Annotated in this window: 14 protein-coding genes; 4 read left to right on the top strand and 10 right to left on the bottom strand. The window is 71.8% G+C overall.

Translation table 11 applies throughout. The features are described 5' to 3' along the window. The first annotated feature begins 148 nt into the window (after nucleotides 1-148). The gene (locus BW996_RS16290) at nucleotides 149-943 is read left to right on the top strand and encodes an ATP-binding protein (protein ID WP_037481604.1); all 795 of its coding nucleotides are present in this window, start codon (nucleotides 149-151) and stop codon (nucleotides 941-943) included. Here the strand turns inward: BW996_RS16290 and BW996_RS16285 are convergent, their stop codons facing one another. The 7 genes from BW996_RS16285 to BW996_RS16255 all read right to left on the bottom strand — a co-directional run bounded on the left by BW996_RS16285 (nucleotide 944) and on the right by BW996_RS16255 (nucleotide 8281). Next, nucleotides 944-1573 carry a glutathione S-transferase family protein gene (locus BW996_RS16285; RefSeq protein ID WP_037481601.1) on the bottom strand — a complete coding sequence of 210 codons (630 nt, stop codon included), beginning with the start codon at nucleotides 1571-1573 and terminating at the stop codon, nucleotides 944-946. Nucleotides 1574-1698: 125 nt separating this feature from the next. After that, a complete protein-coding gene (locus BW996_RS16280) occupies nucleotides 1699-2991 on the bottom strand; it encodes an amidohydrolase family protein (RefSeq protein WP_037481599.1) in 1293 nt (430 codons plus the stop codon). A gap of 39 nt (nucleotides 2992-3030) precedes the next feature. Then, entirely contained in the window at nucleotides 3031-4083 is a 1053-nt protein-coding gene (locus BW996_RS16275; RefSeq protein ID WP_037481597.1) for a diguanylate cyclase domain-containing protein, read from the bottom strand. Nucleotides 4084-4209: 126 nt separating this feature from the next. Continuing rightward, complete coding sequence (gene upp, locus BW996_RS16270; RefSeq protein ID WP_037481595.1) at nucleotides 4210-4863, bottom strand: uracil phosphoribosyltransferase; 654 nt, start codon at nucleotides 4861-4863, stop codon at nucleotides 4210-4212. 36 nt (nucleotides 4864-4899) lie between these two features. Then, nucleotides 4900-6153 carry a URC4/urg3 family protein gene (locus BW996_RS16265; RefSeq protein WP_037481593.1) on the bottom strand — a complete coding sequence of 418 codons (1254 nt, stop codon included), beginning with the start codon at nucleotides 6151-6153 and terminating at the stop codon, nucleotides 4900-4902. Beyond that, nucleotides 6146-7426, bottom strand: coding sequence for a GTP cyclohydrolase II (locus BW996_RS16260; protein ID WP_037481592.1), 1281 nt, complete (start codon nucleotides 7424-7426; stop codon nucleotides 6146-6148). The genes BW996_RS16265 and BW996_RS16260 overlap by 8 nt, the downstream gene beginning before the upstream one ends. A 15-nt stretch (nucleotides 7427-7441) precedes the next feature. Continuing rightward, nucleotides 7442-8281, bottom strand: coding sequence for an HDOD domain-containing protein (locus BW996_RS16255; protein ID WP_162177972.1), 840 nt, complete (start codon nucleotides 8279-8281; stop codon nucleotides 7442-7444). Nucleotides 8282-8584: 303 nt separating this feature from the next. Here BW996_RS16255 and BW996_RS16250 point away from each other — a divergent pair, with 303 nt between their 5' ends. Next, nucleotides 8585-9436 (top strand): hypothetical protein, encoded by an 852-nt coding sequence (locus BW996_RS16250; protein ID WP_139330918.1) that lies wholly within the window; start codon nucleotides 8585-8587, stop codon nucleotides 9434-9436. Between the two features lie 21 nt (nucleotides 9437-9457). Here BW996_RS16250 and BW996_RS16245 read toward each other — a convergent pair whose 3' ends face one another. The 3 genes from BW996_RS16245 to BW996_RS16235 all read right to left on the bottom strand — a co-directional run bounded on the left by BW996_RS16245 (nucleotide 9458) and on the right by BW996_RS16235 (nucleotide 12109). Continuing rightward, a complete protein-coding gene (locus BW996_RS16245; protein ID WP_051631897.1) occupies nucleotides 9458-10309 on the bottom strand; it encodes a hypothetical protein in 852 nt (283 codons plus the stop codon). A gap of 91 nt (nucleotides 10310-10400) precedes the next feature. Continuing rightward, nucleotides 10401-10664 (bottom strand): hypothetical protein, encoded by a 264-nt coding sequence (locus BW996_RS16240; protein ID WP_037481588.1) that lies wholly within the window; start codon nucleotides 10662-10664, stop codon nucleotides 10401-10403. A 131-nt stretch (nucleotides 10665-10795) separates the two neighbouring features. After that, complete coding sequence (locus BW996_RS16235; RefSeq protein WP_037481586.1) at nucleotides 10796-12109, bottom strand: DUF445 domain-containing protein; 1314 nt, start codon at nucleotides 12107-12109, stop codon at nucleotides 10796-10798. A gap of 159 nt (nucleotides 12110-12268) precedes the next feature. On the opposite strand from BW996_RS16235, the gene BW996_RS16230 reads away from it, so the two are divergent. Beyond that, nucleotides 12269-13069: an IclR family transcriptional regulator domain-containing protein gene (locus BW996_RS16230; RefSeq protein ID WP_037481583.1), complete on the top strand. Its 801-nt coding sequence runs from the start codon at nucleotides 12269-12271 to the stop codon at nucleotides 13067-13069. A 46-nt stretch (nucleotides 13070-13115) separates the two neighbouring features. Further along, entirely contained in the window at nucleotides 13116-14318 is a 1203-nt protein-coding gene (pobA, locus tag BW996_RS16225; RefSeq protein WP_037481579.1) for a 4-hydroxybenzoate 3-monooxygenase, read from the top strand. Nucleotides 14319-14342: the final 24 nt, after the last annotated feature.

The following is a 14342-nucleotide window of genomic DNA, read 5'->3' as shown; positions in this document are numbered from 1 at the left end:
CCAGCCCCTCGTGCAGGTGGCTGCGGCAGCCGCCAGACCCGTGGCCTCGGGGTGGCGAGTCCGGCCCCTGGATCGTGACAATTCTCTCGCTCCCCCTTCTGGATGAAGCTGAACTGATCCGAACCACTCTCTGAACCTGTCTGACCCCGTGAATCCGACTGCTGTCCCCGATCTCTCGAGTGATGCCTGGCTGCTGGCGCTGGGCACGATGCTGGCGCTGGCGCTGGTGGGCCGGCTGTGGCATCGCTGGCAGCAGGACCGGGCGGACAAGCAGGCGCTGTCGTGCCGCTCGCTGCCCTTCGACTCCACGCTGGCGCGCTGGCCGGGGGTGCCTGAGGCGGACACCGACATGCAGCGGCTGGTCGGCGAGGTCCAGGATCGGCTCGGCATGCAGCTGCTGGCTGCGCGCACGCTGGCACGCACCGGCGACGATCTTCCTGGCCCGGCGCGGTTGATGCACCTCGATCAGCAGCTCGCGCAGGCGCTGCTGTCGCTGCGGCTGATGCGCGAGGCGGTGCGTGCCGAGCCGGCGGCGCTCGGTGACGGTCTGCATGGCCTGCAGGCCCATTTCCAGCCGATGCTGGCCGAGCGGGGCATCCGGCTGAGCTGGCAGGTCGACGAGGCCGCCGCGACGCTGCATCTGCCGGCGCGCAGCCGGCTGCATCTGATGCGGCTGGTCCAGGAGGCGCTGGACAATGTGGTGCGCCATGCCGAGGGTGCACATGCGGCCGGGTTCGAGCTGCGGCTGCTCGAGGAGCGTTCGCAGCGCAGCCTGTGCCTGCGCATCAGCGATGACGGCCGGGGCAAGCCCGAGGGGCGTCGCGCCGAGGCCACCGCCCGCGGCATCGCGCTGATGGAGCGCATCGCCAGCGATCTGGGCGCGCCGCTGGCGATCGGCCCGGCCCGCCCCGGCTGGGTGGTGGATCTGACGCTGAAGCTCTGATCAGGCTGGCGGGGCGGCCGGCGGCTGCGTCGCCACGAAGCTGGCACGCTGCGACAGGCGCTGCATCAGCCGGTCCAGATTGGGATGCGCCTCGCGCCAGGCGATCGCCGGAAAGCGGAAATCCAGATAGCCCAGCGCGCAGCCGACCGCGATGTCGGCCAGCGTCGGATGCAGCCCGGAATACCAGTTGCGTTCGCCCAGGCCCGTGGACAGGGTGCGCAGGGCCGCGTCGATCTTGCCGAGCTGGCGCTCGATCCAGGCCGGACAGCGCTGGCTGGCGTCGCGGCCGGGCCAGGTCGACTCCAGCCGCGCCAGCAGCGCGGCATCCAGCAGGCCGTCGGCCAGCGCCTCCCAGGTGCGGACCTCGGCGCGCTCGCGGCCCTTTTCCGGAATCAGCCGACCGACCGGCGAGAGCGTGTCCACATATTCGACGATGACCCGCGAGTCGTAGAGCGCGTCGCCGCCCTCGAGCACCAGGCAGGGCACCTGGCTGAGTGGGTTGGACGAGGTCAGGCCGACCGGATCCGACCACGGATCCTCGATGACGAGCTTGTAGTCGAGCTTCTTCTCCGCCAGCACGATGCGCACCTTGCGCACATACGGGCTGGTCAGCGAACCGATGAGTTTCATGAGCGGGGCAGGTTTGTCGTTCTGAGTTTCGGGGCGGGACCATTCTAGCCACGCGCCTTGCGGGCCATCGGTCCTGCTCCCCCCTGGGGAAAAAGGCGAAAAGGCGTGATGCGGAAAGCTGATCTTCAGCGCTGCAGTGTCCAGTCGATCGTGGCGGGGCCGCGCCCGGGCAGGTCGAGCACGGCCTGGGCCGGCGCGCAGCGCGCGATCACCTGCCCGCGTCGCACCACCGCCAGCCGGGTCGCGCGCAGCCGGATCGCCTCGACCGGCGAGCGCGCCTGCAGCAGCACGACATCGCCGTGGCAGCCGACGTCCAGCCCGTGGCCGTCGAGCCCGAGCACCTGGGCGGCGTTCGTCGTCACCGCATCGAAGCAGGCGCGCATCTGCGCCTGCGAGGTCATCTGCGCCACATGCAGGCCCATCTGCGCGACTTCGAGCATGTCGCCCGATCCGAGCGAGTACCACGGGTCCATCACGCAGTCGTGGCCAAAGGCGACATTGACGCCGGCGGCCATCAGCTCGGGCACGCGCGTCATGCCGCGGCGCTTGGGGTAGGTGTCGTGGCGGCCCTGCAGCGTGATGTTGATCAGCGGGTTGGCCACCGCGTGCACGCCGGCCTCGGCGATGAGCGGCAGCAGCTTGGAGACGTAGTAGTTGTCCATCGAGTGCATGGACGTCAGGTGCGAGCCGGTGACGCGGCCCTGCAGCCCGAGCCGCTGGGTGTGGAAGGCCAGGGTCTCGATGTGGCGCGACAGCGGGTCATCGCTCTCGTCGCAGTGCATGTCGACGCGCAGGCCGCGCTCGGCGGCGAGCTCGCACAGCAGGCGCACCGATTCGGCGCCGTGTTCAGCGGTGCGCTCGAAGTGCGGGATGCCGCCGACGACCTCGACACCGAGGTCGAGCGCACGCTTCAGGTTGGCCAGCGCACTCGGGCTGCGCAGCACGCCGTCCTGCGGGAAGGCCACCAGCTGCAGGTCCAGCCACGGCGCGACGCGGCGCCTGACTTCCAGCAGCGCTTCGACCGCCAGCAGCCGGTCGTCGCAGATGTCGACATGGCTGCGGATCGCCAGCAGCCCCTTGGCCACCGCCCAGTCGCAGTACTGCAGCGCGCGCTCGACCAGCGCTTCCTGCGTGAGCTGCGGCTTGAGTTCGCCCCACAGCGCGATGCCCTCCAGCAGCGTGCCGCTGGCGTTGACGCGCGGCAGGCCGTAGGAAAGCGTCGCGTCCATGTGGAAATGCGCGTCGACGAAGGGCGCGCTGACCATCCAGCCCTGGGCGTCGAGCGTGGGCACGCCCGGCGGTGCGGCCAGCGCCGGGCCGACCGCAGCGATGCGCCCGGCCAGGATCAGCAGGTCCTGGCCGGTGCGGCCGTCGGGCAGCGTGGCGTCGCGGATCAGCAGGTCTCGGGCTTCGGTCATCGGGACGTCTCCGCGGCAGAGGGCAATCGGTGTCAGGTGTCAGGCGGCGATGCGGCGCCGGCGGCGGCGGCCAGCGGCCATTTCTGCCTCGCAGCGCTGCATCAGTGTCTGCGGCGTGTCGTCCGGTCCGGCCTGGGCATGGCTGATGTCGATCTGCAGCAGGCGATCGCCGCTCAGGGCTGACCAGTCGCGCTCCTGCACCGCCTGCGCGATGCGCTGGCAGATGCGCGCGGCATCATCGGCCGAGGCCTGCGGCAGCAGCACCGCGATCTGCGCGTCCGACCAGCGAGCCGCCAGATCGCCGGCGCGCAGCGTCAGTCCGATCAGCTGGGCAAAGGCGGCAAGCACCTGCTCGTGCCGGGCCGGGGCGGTCGGCTCGATGTCGCAGGCCGACAGCAGCAGCACCGCGCAGTCCTGCCCGCCCGCCAGCGGCAGCAGGCGGTGCGCCTGCTGCATGAAGGCCTGCCGGTCCGGCAGTGCGGGCCGCTGTTCGGCGTGCTCTGGCACCAGCGCGGGCAGTGCGCCGGCCTGCAGCTGCGCCAGATAGCGCGACAGCCGCGCCGCGGCCGGCGGGCTGTCGCCGCCGTCCTGCACCTGGCGCCGGCGTGCCAGCTGCTCGGCGTCCAGGCAGCGCGCCAGACAGTGTTCGCCCAGATCCGCCAGGGGCTGATGACCGATCCGGGCCGCCTCGTCGGCCAGCCGCAGCGCAGCCGCTTCCAGCGCCGCCGCATCCTGCCGGGCCTGCGCGATCAGCAGGGCCACCCACAGCAGCGGCAGCTCGGTGTTCTCAGGCTCAAGATTCGTGGCGAGATTCGTGGTGTCCGGGGCGCTCGCCTGCCGGGGCGGTGGGCTGCTGCGCAGCCGGGCCAGATGCTGGCGCGCGGCTTCCGGCTCGCCGTCCAGCACCCGCTGCAGCGCCTGCAGCCAGCCCAGGCGCCATGTGCTGGCCGCATCGGCGGGACAGGTTCCCGCCAGGGCGATCGCCTGCCGCACGGTGCTCGGCCGCGGCGCATCAGGGGCGACGCAATCGTCGAGAAGCTGGCGAGCCAGCGTGCGGCTGTCCTGAGGGTCCCGGCGCTCCAGTTCGTTCATTCATTCCCCATCTTGTGTCGTCCGCTCTGGATTCGGCAGAGTCCGGCCGCGTTCACGACCATTCGTGCCGCTGCCGGATGAAGGGAATTGAACCACAGCCGTCTCCGGCCCTCATGTCCGACCGGCTTACTTGGTCCCGAACATCCGGTCGCCGGCGTCGCCCAGGCCGGGCACGATGTAGCCGTGCTCGTTGAGCTGGCGGTCGATCGCCGCGGTGTAGACCGGCACGTCCGGATGGGCCTCGTGAAAATGCTTCAGGCCCTCCGGCGCCGCCAGCAGGCTGACGAAGCGGATCGAGCGCGGGCGGGTCTCCTTCAGCCGCTCGACCGCGGCCGCGGCCGAGTTGCCGGTGGCCAGCATCGGGTCGAGCACGATGGCGTCGCGCTCGTGCATGTCGCCGGGCATCTTGAAGTAGTACTCGACCGCGACCAGCGTCTTCGGGTCGCGGTACAGGCCGATGTGGCCGACGCGCGCGCCCGGCACCACCTCGAGCATGCCGTCGAGAAAGCCGCTGCCGGCGCGCATGACGACGACGAAGACGGTCTTGCGGCCCTCGATGACCGGGCTCTGCATCGTCTCGAGCGGCGTCTCGATCTCGATCATCCGCGTCGGCATGTCGCGGGTGACCTCGTAGGCCATCAGCATGCTGATCTCGCCGAGCAGGCGGCGGAAGCTGTTGGTCGAGCGGTCCTTCTGGCGCATCAGCGTCAGCTTGTGCTGCACCAGCGGGTGATCGACGACGTGGACCTGGCCGGCGCCGGCGGTGTTCATCGTGCTCATGCGGTTTCTCCTCGCGGGTTGCGGATCAGGTTGGGATCAGAAGACGGTGCCGTCGCTGTCGATGCGCAGCGGCGGCGCGCCGCCCGGGCGGCGCTCGGCGGCGATCTCGCGGCCGGCGGCCCAGCTGCCGCCCTCGAGCATGCACGCCAGCGGCAGCCGGTCCGCATCGACGCCCAGCTCGGCGCGCACCAGCGGCGCCAGATCGTCGAGCAGCGCCACCGTCAGCGCCCGCCACTCGATCACCCACGGATCGTCGACCGCCTTCGGCGCGGCGGCGAAGTCGGCCGCCCGCGGCACCAGCGCGCCGCCGTCGATCAGCAAGCCGCCGTTGCGGTACTCGGGCAGGCCGGTGAGCGCGTCCAGGCCCTCCACCGCGATGCCGGCCCACTCGAAGGGCTCCAGCAGCGAATAGGTCAGCCACTGCGACAGCTTGTGGAAGGGCACGCGCCCGGCGGCGGGCGCATCCGGCGCGCTGGCCTGGGGATGCGGCCAGACATCGCCGATCGGCCGCCCGTCCAGGCTCTGGCCCGAGGGCCAGATCGGCGCGAGCGACGCCAGCAGCTCGGCGAGCAGCTCGGCCGCCTGCAGCGTCGGCGCGGCGCTCGAGCGTTGGCGCGCGCGCGTGGCCAGCCGGTCGAACAGGCCGCCGGGGCGGCCGTCGTCGCCGAAGCGCTCGGGCTGCGCCGCCATCACCGCGCCGAGCCGGCGCAGCAGCGCCGCACGCCCCTCCAGGCCGACGAGCGGATTGTCCGGCCGGACCTGGAAGACGGCGGCCAGCCGCGTGGCGTCCATCCGGCCGAGCGCACGGGCGTCGACCCGGCAGGGCTCGTCCGGCCGCGACGAGAAGGCGCCGGCCGCGAAGGCGCGCAGCGTCGCCACCGCCAGCCCCTCCGAGCGCGCCAGCCGCTGGCCGGTCTCGGCCTCGTCGTAATGCCAGTCGGGGCCGGCGCCGGCATCGAGCAGCACGCTGATCAGCGCGAGGTCGATGCGCGCGCGCGCCAGGCCGGCGCTGCCGAACGGGCGCAGCAGTGCGTCGATCTCGTCCTTGCGATCGATGCCGCCAGCCTCGAAGTGGCGCCAGCGGCTGTGGTACGGGATCTGCAGGTCGGGGAATCGCCGGCGCGTCAGGGCGGCGATGCGCTGCGCGAGCGCCGGCAGCGCGCCGCGGTCGATGCGGAAATGCGCCGAATGACCGCTCTCCACCGCAGCGGCGATCGCATGGCAGCGCCGCCGCACGGTGGCCGGGTCGTTCAGCACCGCCAGCGGGTCGGGGCGATGGTGTTCACTCAAGGCCGCGCCCCTTCACGGCGGCCAGATCCGCCTCGTCCGGCACCTCGCCGGTGGTGAAGTAGCCGGCGGCGATCTTGGCCTGGATCTCGACCATCGCGTCGGCCGGCACCAGCTCGTCGGGGATCTTGATGCGCTCGACCACTTCGATGCCGCTGCCGGTGATGGCGTCGAACTTGTCGTTGCTCATCGACACCAGCCGGTGGATGCGGCGGATGCCCAGCCAGTGCAGCACGTCGGGCATCAACTCCTGGAAGCGCATGTCCTGCACGCCGGCGACGCATTCGGTGCGCAGGAAATACTTGTCGGCCGAGTCGCCGCCCACCTGGCGCTTGCGGGCGTTGTAGACGAGGAACTTGGTGACCTCGCCCAGCGCGCGGCCCTCCTTGCGGCTGTAGGCGATCAGGCCCACGCCGCCGCGCCCGCCGTGCTCGATTGCCTGCGCGCCCTCGATGCATTCCTCGATCGCGTGCGTCAGGTAGGGCCGGCAGGTGCAGATGTCCGAGCCGAACACGTCCGAGCCGTTGCACTCGTCGTGGATGCGCGCGGTCAGCGTCACCGACGGATCGGCCAGGTCGCGCACGTCGCCGAAGACGTAGAGCGTCTGCCCGCCGATCGGCGGCAGGAAGACCTCGATGTCGCTGCGGGTGACCAGCTCTGGGTACATGCCGCCGGTCTCCTCGAACAGCGCGCGGCGCAGCTCGGCCTCGCTGACCTTGAAGCGCCGGGCCACGCCGGGCAGCCACCAGACGGGCTCGACCGCGATCTTGGTCACCGCGGCCGAGCCGTCCTCCAGCAGGATGCGGCCGTCGGGCTTCAGGCGCTGGAAGGCCATGGCCTGGCGCACCTCGGGCAGGTGGATGTGCGCCTTGGTCACCGCGATGGTCGGGCGGATGTCCAGGCCGGCGGCGATCTGCTCGGCGAAGACCTCGGCGACCCGCGCGCCCCACGGGTCGATCGAGACGATGCGCTCGGGCTCGGACCACTGCGGGCAGGGGCCGATGGGGTCGGTCGGCGCGGTGTTGGTCAGGTCGGCGCGGTGGCCGCGCTCGAGGTTGCCGGCCGCCACCGCCAGCGCGCGGTAGACGCCGTAGCTGCCGCTGTGCGTGCCCACGACATTGCGCTGGTGGCGCGAGGTGGTCGTGCCGACCACCGGGCCGCGTGCGTGCGGATCGGCTTCGCCCCAGCGGATCGGCGGGGCCCCGGCCGCACCCTGGCCGGGATGGGAGGTGAGCCGGATGTGGCCGGCCGGGGAGGGGGAAGGGTCGCGGGCCATGGGGTTCCTCGGGTGTCAGTCGATGATCTGCAAGCCGCGTGCCCGCAGCTCGCCCAGCTGGCGCCAGTGCGGTGCCACCGCAGCGCGCAGCGCCTGCTCGGGCAGGTCGGCGCTGGCCGGCAGTCCGGACAGGGCGGCCAGCGCTGCCGGCGAGCCCGGACCGCCGTCCTCGTGCAGCAGCGCCTCGGTGGCGGCGCCCAGCGCGAGCAGCCGGCGCAGCATCGGCTCCAGCGGTGGGCGCTGCGTCGGTGGGCGCACCCGTTCGCGCACGAAGCTGACGACCGGCGCGGCCAGCCCCCAGCTGGCACACAGCACGCTGCCGTAGGCGGCATGTCCGATGCCCCAGGCACTGGTCTCGGCCGCATCCAGCGCGGCCGCGTCGGAGCCGAAGGCCTCGAGCATCGCTTCGTAGGCGGATCCCAGGTGCGCCAGCATCAGCGCCTGGCCGCTGCGCGCGAACAGGCCCGCGGTGTGCGCCTGCAGTGGATCGACGCCCAGCGCCGCGGCGCTGCGGCCCATCAGCAGGCCGCTCAGCCCGGCGGTGCGCCACAGCGCGTTCATGCGCGGCGAGGGCGGGAAAGCCGCCCGCAGCGCGCTGGCATAGCTGATCGCCACCACCTCCCGGGTGCCGAGATAGCGCAGCGCCTCGCCGACCGTCTCGACCCGCCGCAGCAGGCCGTACATCGCCGAGTTGACGGTGCGCACGACCGCCGCGGCCAGCGCCATGTCGGACTCGATCAGCGCGGCGATTTCCGGCAAGGCGCGCTCGTCATCGCGCATCAGGGTCTGCAGCTCCAGCAGGATACGCGGGCAGGCCGGCAGATCGGCCTGGAGGCTGCGCAACGGTGCGGGCAAGACCACGGTGCTTCTCCGATCCCCAAGACGGTGTTGAACAGGCCTTCAGCGTACGTCGGCTCACCCCGGTGGTGCATCTGGGGTGACCCGTGGCGGTGCACTTTCCAGGCAAGTCCGGCAATGCGGCGCGCTCCGGCAGGGTGATTCCCCCGTGTGCGCCGTCGTCACGAGCGTTCCAGGCCTTTGCGGTACCTCAATGAAAATTGATCGGCACGACTTTTGCCTTCGGATTGCCTTCGAAATCTGATTGAATTCGTGACACTTGTCGCGCTTTGTGGGGTGGGGACTCTGATGGACACAGCCGTGAAACAGGAGATGGCAGAAATGGCGGGCGTGAGCCGGGGCGCCGCGCAATGTCGTGCGCCGTCCAGAGGCTCGATCCGCTTCGACGAAGTGCTGGCGGCGGCGGTGCGGCTGGCGCGCTGGCGCATGGGCGCCTGCGTGAGCTACCGGCCTGAGGCGGACGAGTCGCCCGCCGAGGTGGCCGCGCGGCTGATCGGCAGCATGGCCCGGCTGTCCGAGCTGCCGGCAGAAGCCGCGCTGCTGGTGCAGCCGGCCGCGCTGGGTCAGGATGCGGTGCAGATGATGCGGCTGCTGGCGGCGGCCCGCTCGCGGGCGATGCCGGTCACGCTCGATCTGGTGGCGCCCGAGGCGACCGGCCGGCTGATCGATCAGCTGGCGATGCTGCGCGTGCATCACGACCGCCTGGGGTTGTCGCTGTCGGCCGATCGAGAGTCCAGCCTGCACGATGCCGATCGCGCCTGCGAGGCTGGCGTGCGGCTGCGGCTGGTGCATGAGCGCTGGGCCGACACCGGTGCGGCACGCCGTCAGTCGACCGAGGCCTTCGAGCGGCTGGTCGACCGCGTGGCCGGTCGCGCCGCGCAGGTCATGCTGGCCTGCCACGATCCGCAGACGCTGGATCGCAGCGTCGAGCAGCTGCGCCGCGCCGGCAGCGCGGTCACGCTGGAACTGCAGCCCGATCAGCCCCGCCAGGGTGTGCTGTGGGTGGCCCGCAGCCGCCAGGTGCCGGTGCGCAGCCTGCTGCACTACGGCCGGCCGGCTGCCCCGACGCGGCTGGGCACGCTGGCCCGTCAGCCCCGGGTGCTGTGGTGGTCGACGCTGAGCAGCGGCCTCAGCACGCTGCTGCCGGCCTGAGTCCCGCGGGCTGCGGCGGCCTCACGACCCCGGCGCGGCATCGTCCGTCAGCGGCCCGGTGTTCTCCAGGCTGTCACCCAGGCGCAGCTGCAGGCTTTCCGGGCGCGCAACCGGCACGGCCCGGGCCAGCGCCATCCAGACCGCGAAGGGCAGCCCGGCTTCCTGGGATGGCGCACGCATCGGCGCCGGGCGCAGCGTGTGCAGCAGGCCGCCGCGCATCTCGATGACGCCGCATTCGGCCGGAATCTCCTCGGCCCGGGCGATGCCTTCGGCGAGCACGTAGTACAGGCCGCCCGCCATGTCGAGGTAGGCCGCCCGCTTGGTCGGCTGGCGCAGGTCGGCCAGCAGGTCGGCCCGGCTGACCTTGATCTCGTGCACCAGCGGCTGCAGATAGGCCGCCACCGAGGTGTGCCGCACCGAGAAGACATCGGGCATCGCCAGCTGCCAGGTCCGGTCATCGGACGAGGGGCCGGTGTCGACCGAGGCGTCATGGGCCGACAGCTCCATCGGCACGGGCGCGCTGCCGCCGGACTCGCCCGGCACGCGGGCACGCAGCGTCAGGCCGCGCCAGGCGATGCGGCCTTCGCGGAGCATGGCCAGCGCGACCTGCTCGACCAGGGCCTCGTGCGCGCTGCGGGCGGCGCGGTTGCGCGCAGCGGAGTCGGCCAGCGCCTGGATGCCGGCATCGGTCACCCGGATGGTGCAGCGCCCGGCACTGTCGTGATGGCGCTCGAGCAGGCCGGCAGCCAGCAGCTCGGCCTCGAGCAGGTCCTGCGCCGGCCAGCCCGCCGAGCGCCAGACCTCGCGCAGGCGGCGGCGGTGCGCGCTGGTCAGACGGATCGGTGCGGAAGAACTCGGGACATCGGCGCTCATGCCCCCGAGCGTAACAAGATCGTGTTCCTCGTCACGGACAGCAAGCAGGCCGCCGAGGTCATTGCAGTTCACGGACAGATTCCTCCGGCCTTCAACGGCCGCCGGCGGGCGGGAAGGCGCGGTCCCGCGTCTGGAAGACGGCCTGGCACAGGGCGGCTGGCACGCTGTACTCGGTGATCTCGAGGCCGGACAGCTCGTCCGGCTGAGTGTCATACCAGGTCCAGCGCGCATCCTCGGCGTTGAGGGGCGTCGGTGCACGCGGGGCCGGCGCACGGGTCGAGACCGGCATCAGCCGGGTGCCCGGCAGTCGCCCCAGTTCGTTCAGCAGCAGTTCCAGCGCACCTCGAGCGGTCATCTCTTTCTCCCTGCGTGAATGAAGTCACGACGTTTCTGAATGACGTTTCTGATCTGTGACGATTGTTTCACTCAAGGCTTGCCTGCGTGCATCGCTCCAACAGATGAAGCGAGACACCCCGCCGCCTGCCGTCAACCCCCCAGGGCGTGCAGCGCCAGACCGATCAGGCCGCCCACCAGCGTGCCGTTGAGCCGGATGAACTGCAGGTCGCGGCCGATCGCCAGTTCCATCTCCTGCACCAGCTGCTCGTCATGCCAGCCGCGCACCGTGCGCGCGATGTGGGTGGCGGCCAGATCACGCAGCGCCGGCGCGCTCTGCTCCACCACCGTGCGCAGATGCGCCTGCAGCGCGGCGCGCAGCACCGCGTCGCTGCCCAGGGCCCGTCCCAGGCGCTGGACCACCAGCGTCATCTGCTCCTGCAGCCGCGACTGCGGCGAGGCCAGATCGGCCATCAGCCAGGCGCGCAGCTCGTCCCACAGGCCGCGTACATAGTCCTGCAGCACCGGCTCGTGCAGCCAGCGGTCCTTGGCTGCGTTGATGCGGGCGGCGAAGTCCGGATCCTGGCGCAGTCGCTCGACCAGCTCGGCGACGCTCTGGTCGAAGGCCAGCCGGCGCGGATGCTGCGGATCCTCGCAGACCTCGTGCACCCAGCGGGTCAGGCCGCGAGCGGTCGCCGAGGCCAGCCGGCGGCCGAACTCGTCGGTGTCGGCGACCAGGCCGATGGTGCGCAGCATCAGCGGATATTCCTGCCCGGCGATCTCCAGCAGCACCGAGGCCAGCGTGCGCTGCACCGGCTCGCTGTCGACCTGCTCGGCCAGCTGCAGCAGCGCCTGCTCGAAGAGCTGCTGGTGGCGGCCCTGCGCGGTCAGGGTGTCGAGCAGATCCCCGGCCGCATGCGACAGGTCGAGCCGCTCGAGCCGCTGCGTGACCGCGCCCTGCAGCAGGCCGCGCACCCGCGCATCGTCGATGCAGCCCAGCAGCACGCCGCTCAGGCCCTGCAGATGCGTCGCCAGCCGGCGTGCGTTGTCCTCGCGGGCCAGCCAGTCGCCCAGCCGCGCCAGCGGATCGAGCGCGTCCAGCCGGGCCAGCAGCGTCGGCGTGTCGAGAAAGCGGTCGCGCATGAAGACCGCGAACTGGTCGGCGAGCTGCGGCTTGCGCCGCGGCAGGATCGCGGTGTGCGGGAAGGGCAGGCCGAGCGGCCGCCGGAACAGCGCCACCACCGCGAACCAGTCGGCCAGCGCGCCGACCACCGCCGCCTCGGCAAACGCCGCCACCCAGCCCCAGGCACCGGCGCGGCCCTGCTGGTGCGCCAGCGCCAGCAGCCCGGCACACAGCGCCAGCGCCAGCAGCGCCAGCTGCTTCATGCGGCGCAATCGGGCGAGACGCTCCTCGACCGGCGGGACCGAGGGAACGGACGGCGGGGGAGTCAGGGCCGGATCGCTCATGCACCGATTGTGCTCGGCGGCGCATGACGCGGCGCTGTCGATCGGCAGAGGGCGCTCATTCGTGCGTATATCGCACCATCATCAGTGCAGTGTGCGAATGACGCACAAGCGCTGAACCCCATCGCTGCGCTTCCTAACCTTGACCGACATCAGATCCCGATGAACACCTCCGCCTCCCACCTTCCGCCGCTTCCCGAGACCGCCGTCATCGCCGAGCGCGACCTGCTGGGCGGTCTGGAAAAGGGCCTGCGCGTCATCGAGGCCTTCGACCAGGACCGACCGCGCCTGACGATCAGCGAGGTGGCGCTGCGCACCGGGCTCAGCCGCGCCGCCGTGCGCCGCTGCCTGCTGACGCTGGTGCATCTGGGCTACGCGCGCCAAGACGAGCGCCATTTCGCGCTGACACCGAAGGTGATGCGCCTGGGCCAGTCCTACATGCATTCGGCGAAGCTGCCGCGCGCGATCCAGCCGCAGCTCCAGCGCATCGCGATGGCGATGCAGGAGGCCGGCTCGGTCGGCGTGCTCGACGGCGACGACGTGATCGCGGTGGCGGCGGTGACCGCCGGCCGGGTGGTGTCGTCGACGCTGCAGCCGGGCACGCGCGTGCCGGCCTACTGCACCGCCAACGGCCGGGTGCTGACCGCCTGGCTGCCCGAGCCCGAGCGCGAGGCCTGGATCGCCCGCCAGACCATGCCCGCGCGCACCGTGCAGACCCTCACCGACCGCGACCGCCTGCGCGAGGAGCTCGCCCGCGTGCGCGCCCAGGGCCATGCGCTGGTCGATCAGGAGTTCGAGCCGGGCCTGCGCACCGTTGCCGTGCCGCTGCGCAACCGCCGCGGCGAGGTGGTGGCCTCGATGAACGTCAGCGTGCATGCCGCGCGCGTGTCCATTCCCGATCTGCTCGACCGCTGCCTGCCGATGCTGCTGCAGGCGCAGGAGCAGCTCAAGCCCTTGCTCTAGCTCTAGTTCTGGCTCTCGCCCCACACCCACCCCCGGAGACTTCCCCATGTCCATCCCTCGTCGCACCCAGGTCGTCATCGTCGGCGCCGGCCCGTCCGGCCTGCTGCTCGGCCAGCTGCTGCACAAGGCCGGCATCGACAACGTCGTGCTGGAGCAGCGCAGCCCCGACTACGTGCTCGGGCGCATCCGCGCCGGCGTGCTGGAGCAGGTCTGCGTCGACCTGCTCGACGAGGCGGGCGTGGGCGAGCGCATGCACCGCGAGGGCCTGGTGCACGACGGCATCGAGCTGGCCTTCGGCGGCCAGCGCCACCGCATCGACCTGAAGGCGCTGACCGGCGGCAAGACGGTGATGGTCTACGGTCAGACCGAGGTCACCCGCGACCTGATGGACGCGCGCCGCGCCGCCGGCCTGCCCACCGTCTACGAGGCGGCGGACGTGGCGGTGCATGACTTCGACACCACCGCGCCGCGCGTCAGCTTCCAGGTCGAGGGCGTGCGCCACGAGATCGCCTGCGACTTCATCGCCGGCTGCGACGGCTTCCACGGCGTGTGCCGTGCCAGCGTGCCGCCCGAGCGCATCCAGAACTTCGAGCGCGTCTACCCCTTCGGCTGGCTGGGCATCCTGGCCGACGTGCCGCCGGTGGCCGACGAGCTGATCTATTCCAACCATGAGCGGGGCTTCGCGCTGTGCTCGATGCGCAGCCGGACGCGCGTGCGCCATTACGTGCAGTGCTCGCTGCAGGACAAGGTCGAGGACTGGAGCGACGAGCGCTTCTGGGACGAGCTGCGCAGCCGCCTGGACCCGGCTGCCGCCGCCGCGCTGCAGACCGGCCCGTCGATCGAGAAGAGCATCGCGCCGCTGCGCAGCTTCGTGGCCGAGCCGATGCGCTTCGGCCGCCTGTTCCTCGCCGGTGACGCCGCGCACATCGTGCCGCCGACCGGCGCCAAGGGCCTGAACCTGGCGGCGGCCGACGTGCGCTATCTCAGCCGCGCCCTCATCGAGTTCTACGCCGACCACACCGAGGCCGGCATCGACGACTACTCGCGCAAGGCCCTGCGCCGCATCTGGAAGGCCGAGCGCTTCTCCTGGCACATGACCAGCCTGCTGCACAAGTTCCCCGCCGGCCCCGGCGACACCGGCGAGGTCGGCCACCGCATGCAGACCGCCGAGCTCGACTGGCTGGTGCACTCCACCGCCGGCATGACCGCGCTGGCCGAGAACTACGTCGGGCTGGCGTTCGAGGACTGAGCTTCGCGCCCAGCGGTGATGCGC

Origin of the sequence: Sphaerotilus natans (genome assembly GCF_900156335.1) — a bacterium.
Taxonomy (GTDB): Bacteria; Pseudomonadota; Gammaproteobacteria; order Burkholderiales; family Burkholderiaceae_C; genus Sphaerotilus; species Sphaerotilus natans.
This window is presented reverse-complemented; position numbering and strand designations above follow the sequence as displayed.

Bases quoted from the DNA above. Each gene is read 5' to 3' on its own strand.
- BW996_RS16285 (WP_037481601.1), bottom strand. From the start codon at position 1,573: ATGAAACTCATCGGTTCGCTGACCAGCCCGTATGTGCGCAAGGTGCGC.
- BW996_RS16280 (WP_037481599.1), bottom strand. From the start codon at position 2,991: ATGACCGAAGCCCGAGACCTGCTGATCCGCGACGCCACGCTGCCCGAC.
- BW996_RS16275 (WP_037481597.1), bottom strand. From the start codon at position 4,083: ATGAACGAACTGGAGCGCCGGGACCCTCAGGACAGCCGCACGCTGGCT.
- upp (WP_037481595.1), bottom strand. From the start codon at position 4,863: ATGAGCACGATGAACACCGCCGGCGCCGGCCAGGTCCACGTCGTCGAT.
- BW996_RS16260 (WP_037481592.1), bottom strand. From the start codon at position 7,426: ATGGCCCGCGACCCTTCCCCCTCCCCGGCCGGCCACATCCGGCTCACC.
- BW996_RS16245 (WP_051631897.1), bottom strand. From the start codon at position 10,309: ATGAGCGCCGATGTCCCGAGTTCTTCCGCACCGATCCGTCTGACCAGC.
- BW996_RS16240 (WP_037481588.1), bottom strand. From the start codon at position 10,664: ATGACCGCTCGAGGTGCGCTGGAACTGCTGCTGAACGAACTGGGGCGA.
- BW996_RS16235 (WP_037481586.1), bottom strand. From the start codon at position 12,109: ATGAGCGATCCGGCCCTGACTCCCCCGCCGTCCGTTCCCTCGGTCCCG.
- BW996_RS16230 (WP_037481583.1), top strand. From the start codon at position 12,269: ATGAACACCTCCGCCTCCCACCTTCCGCCGCTTCCCGAGACCGCCGTC.
- pobA (WP_037481579.1), top strand. From the start codon at position 13,116: ATGTCCATCCCTCGTCGCACCCAGGTCGTCATCGTCGGCGCCGGCCCG.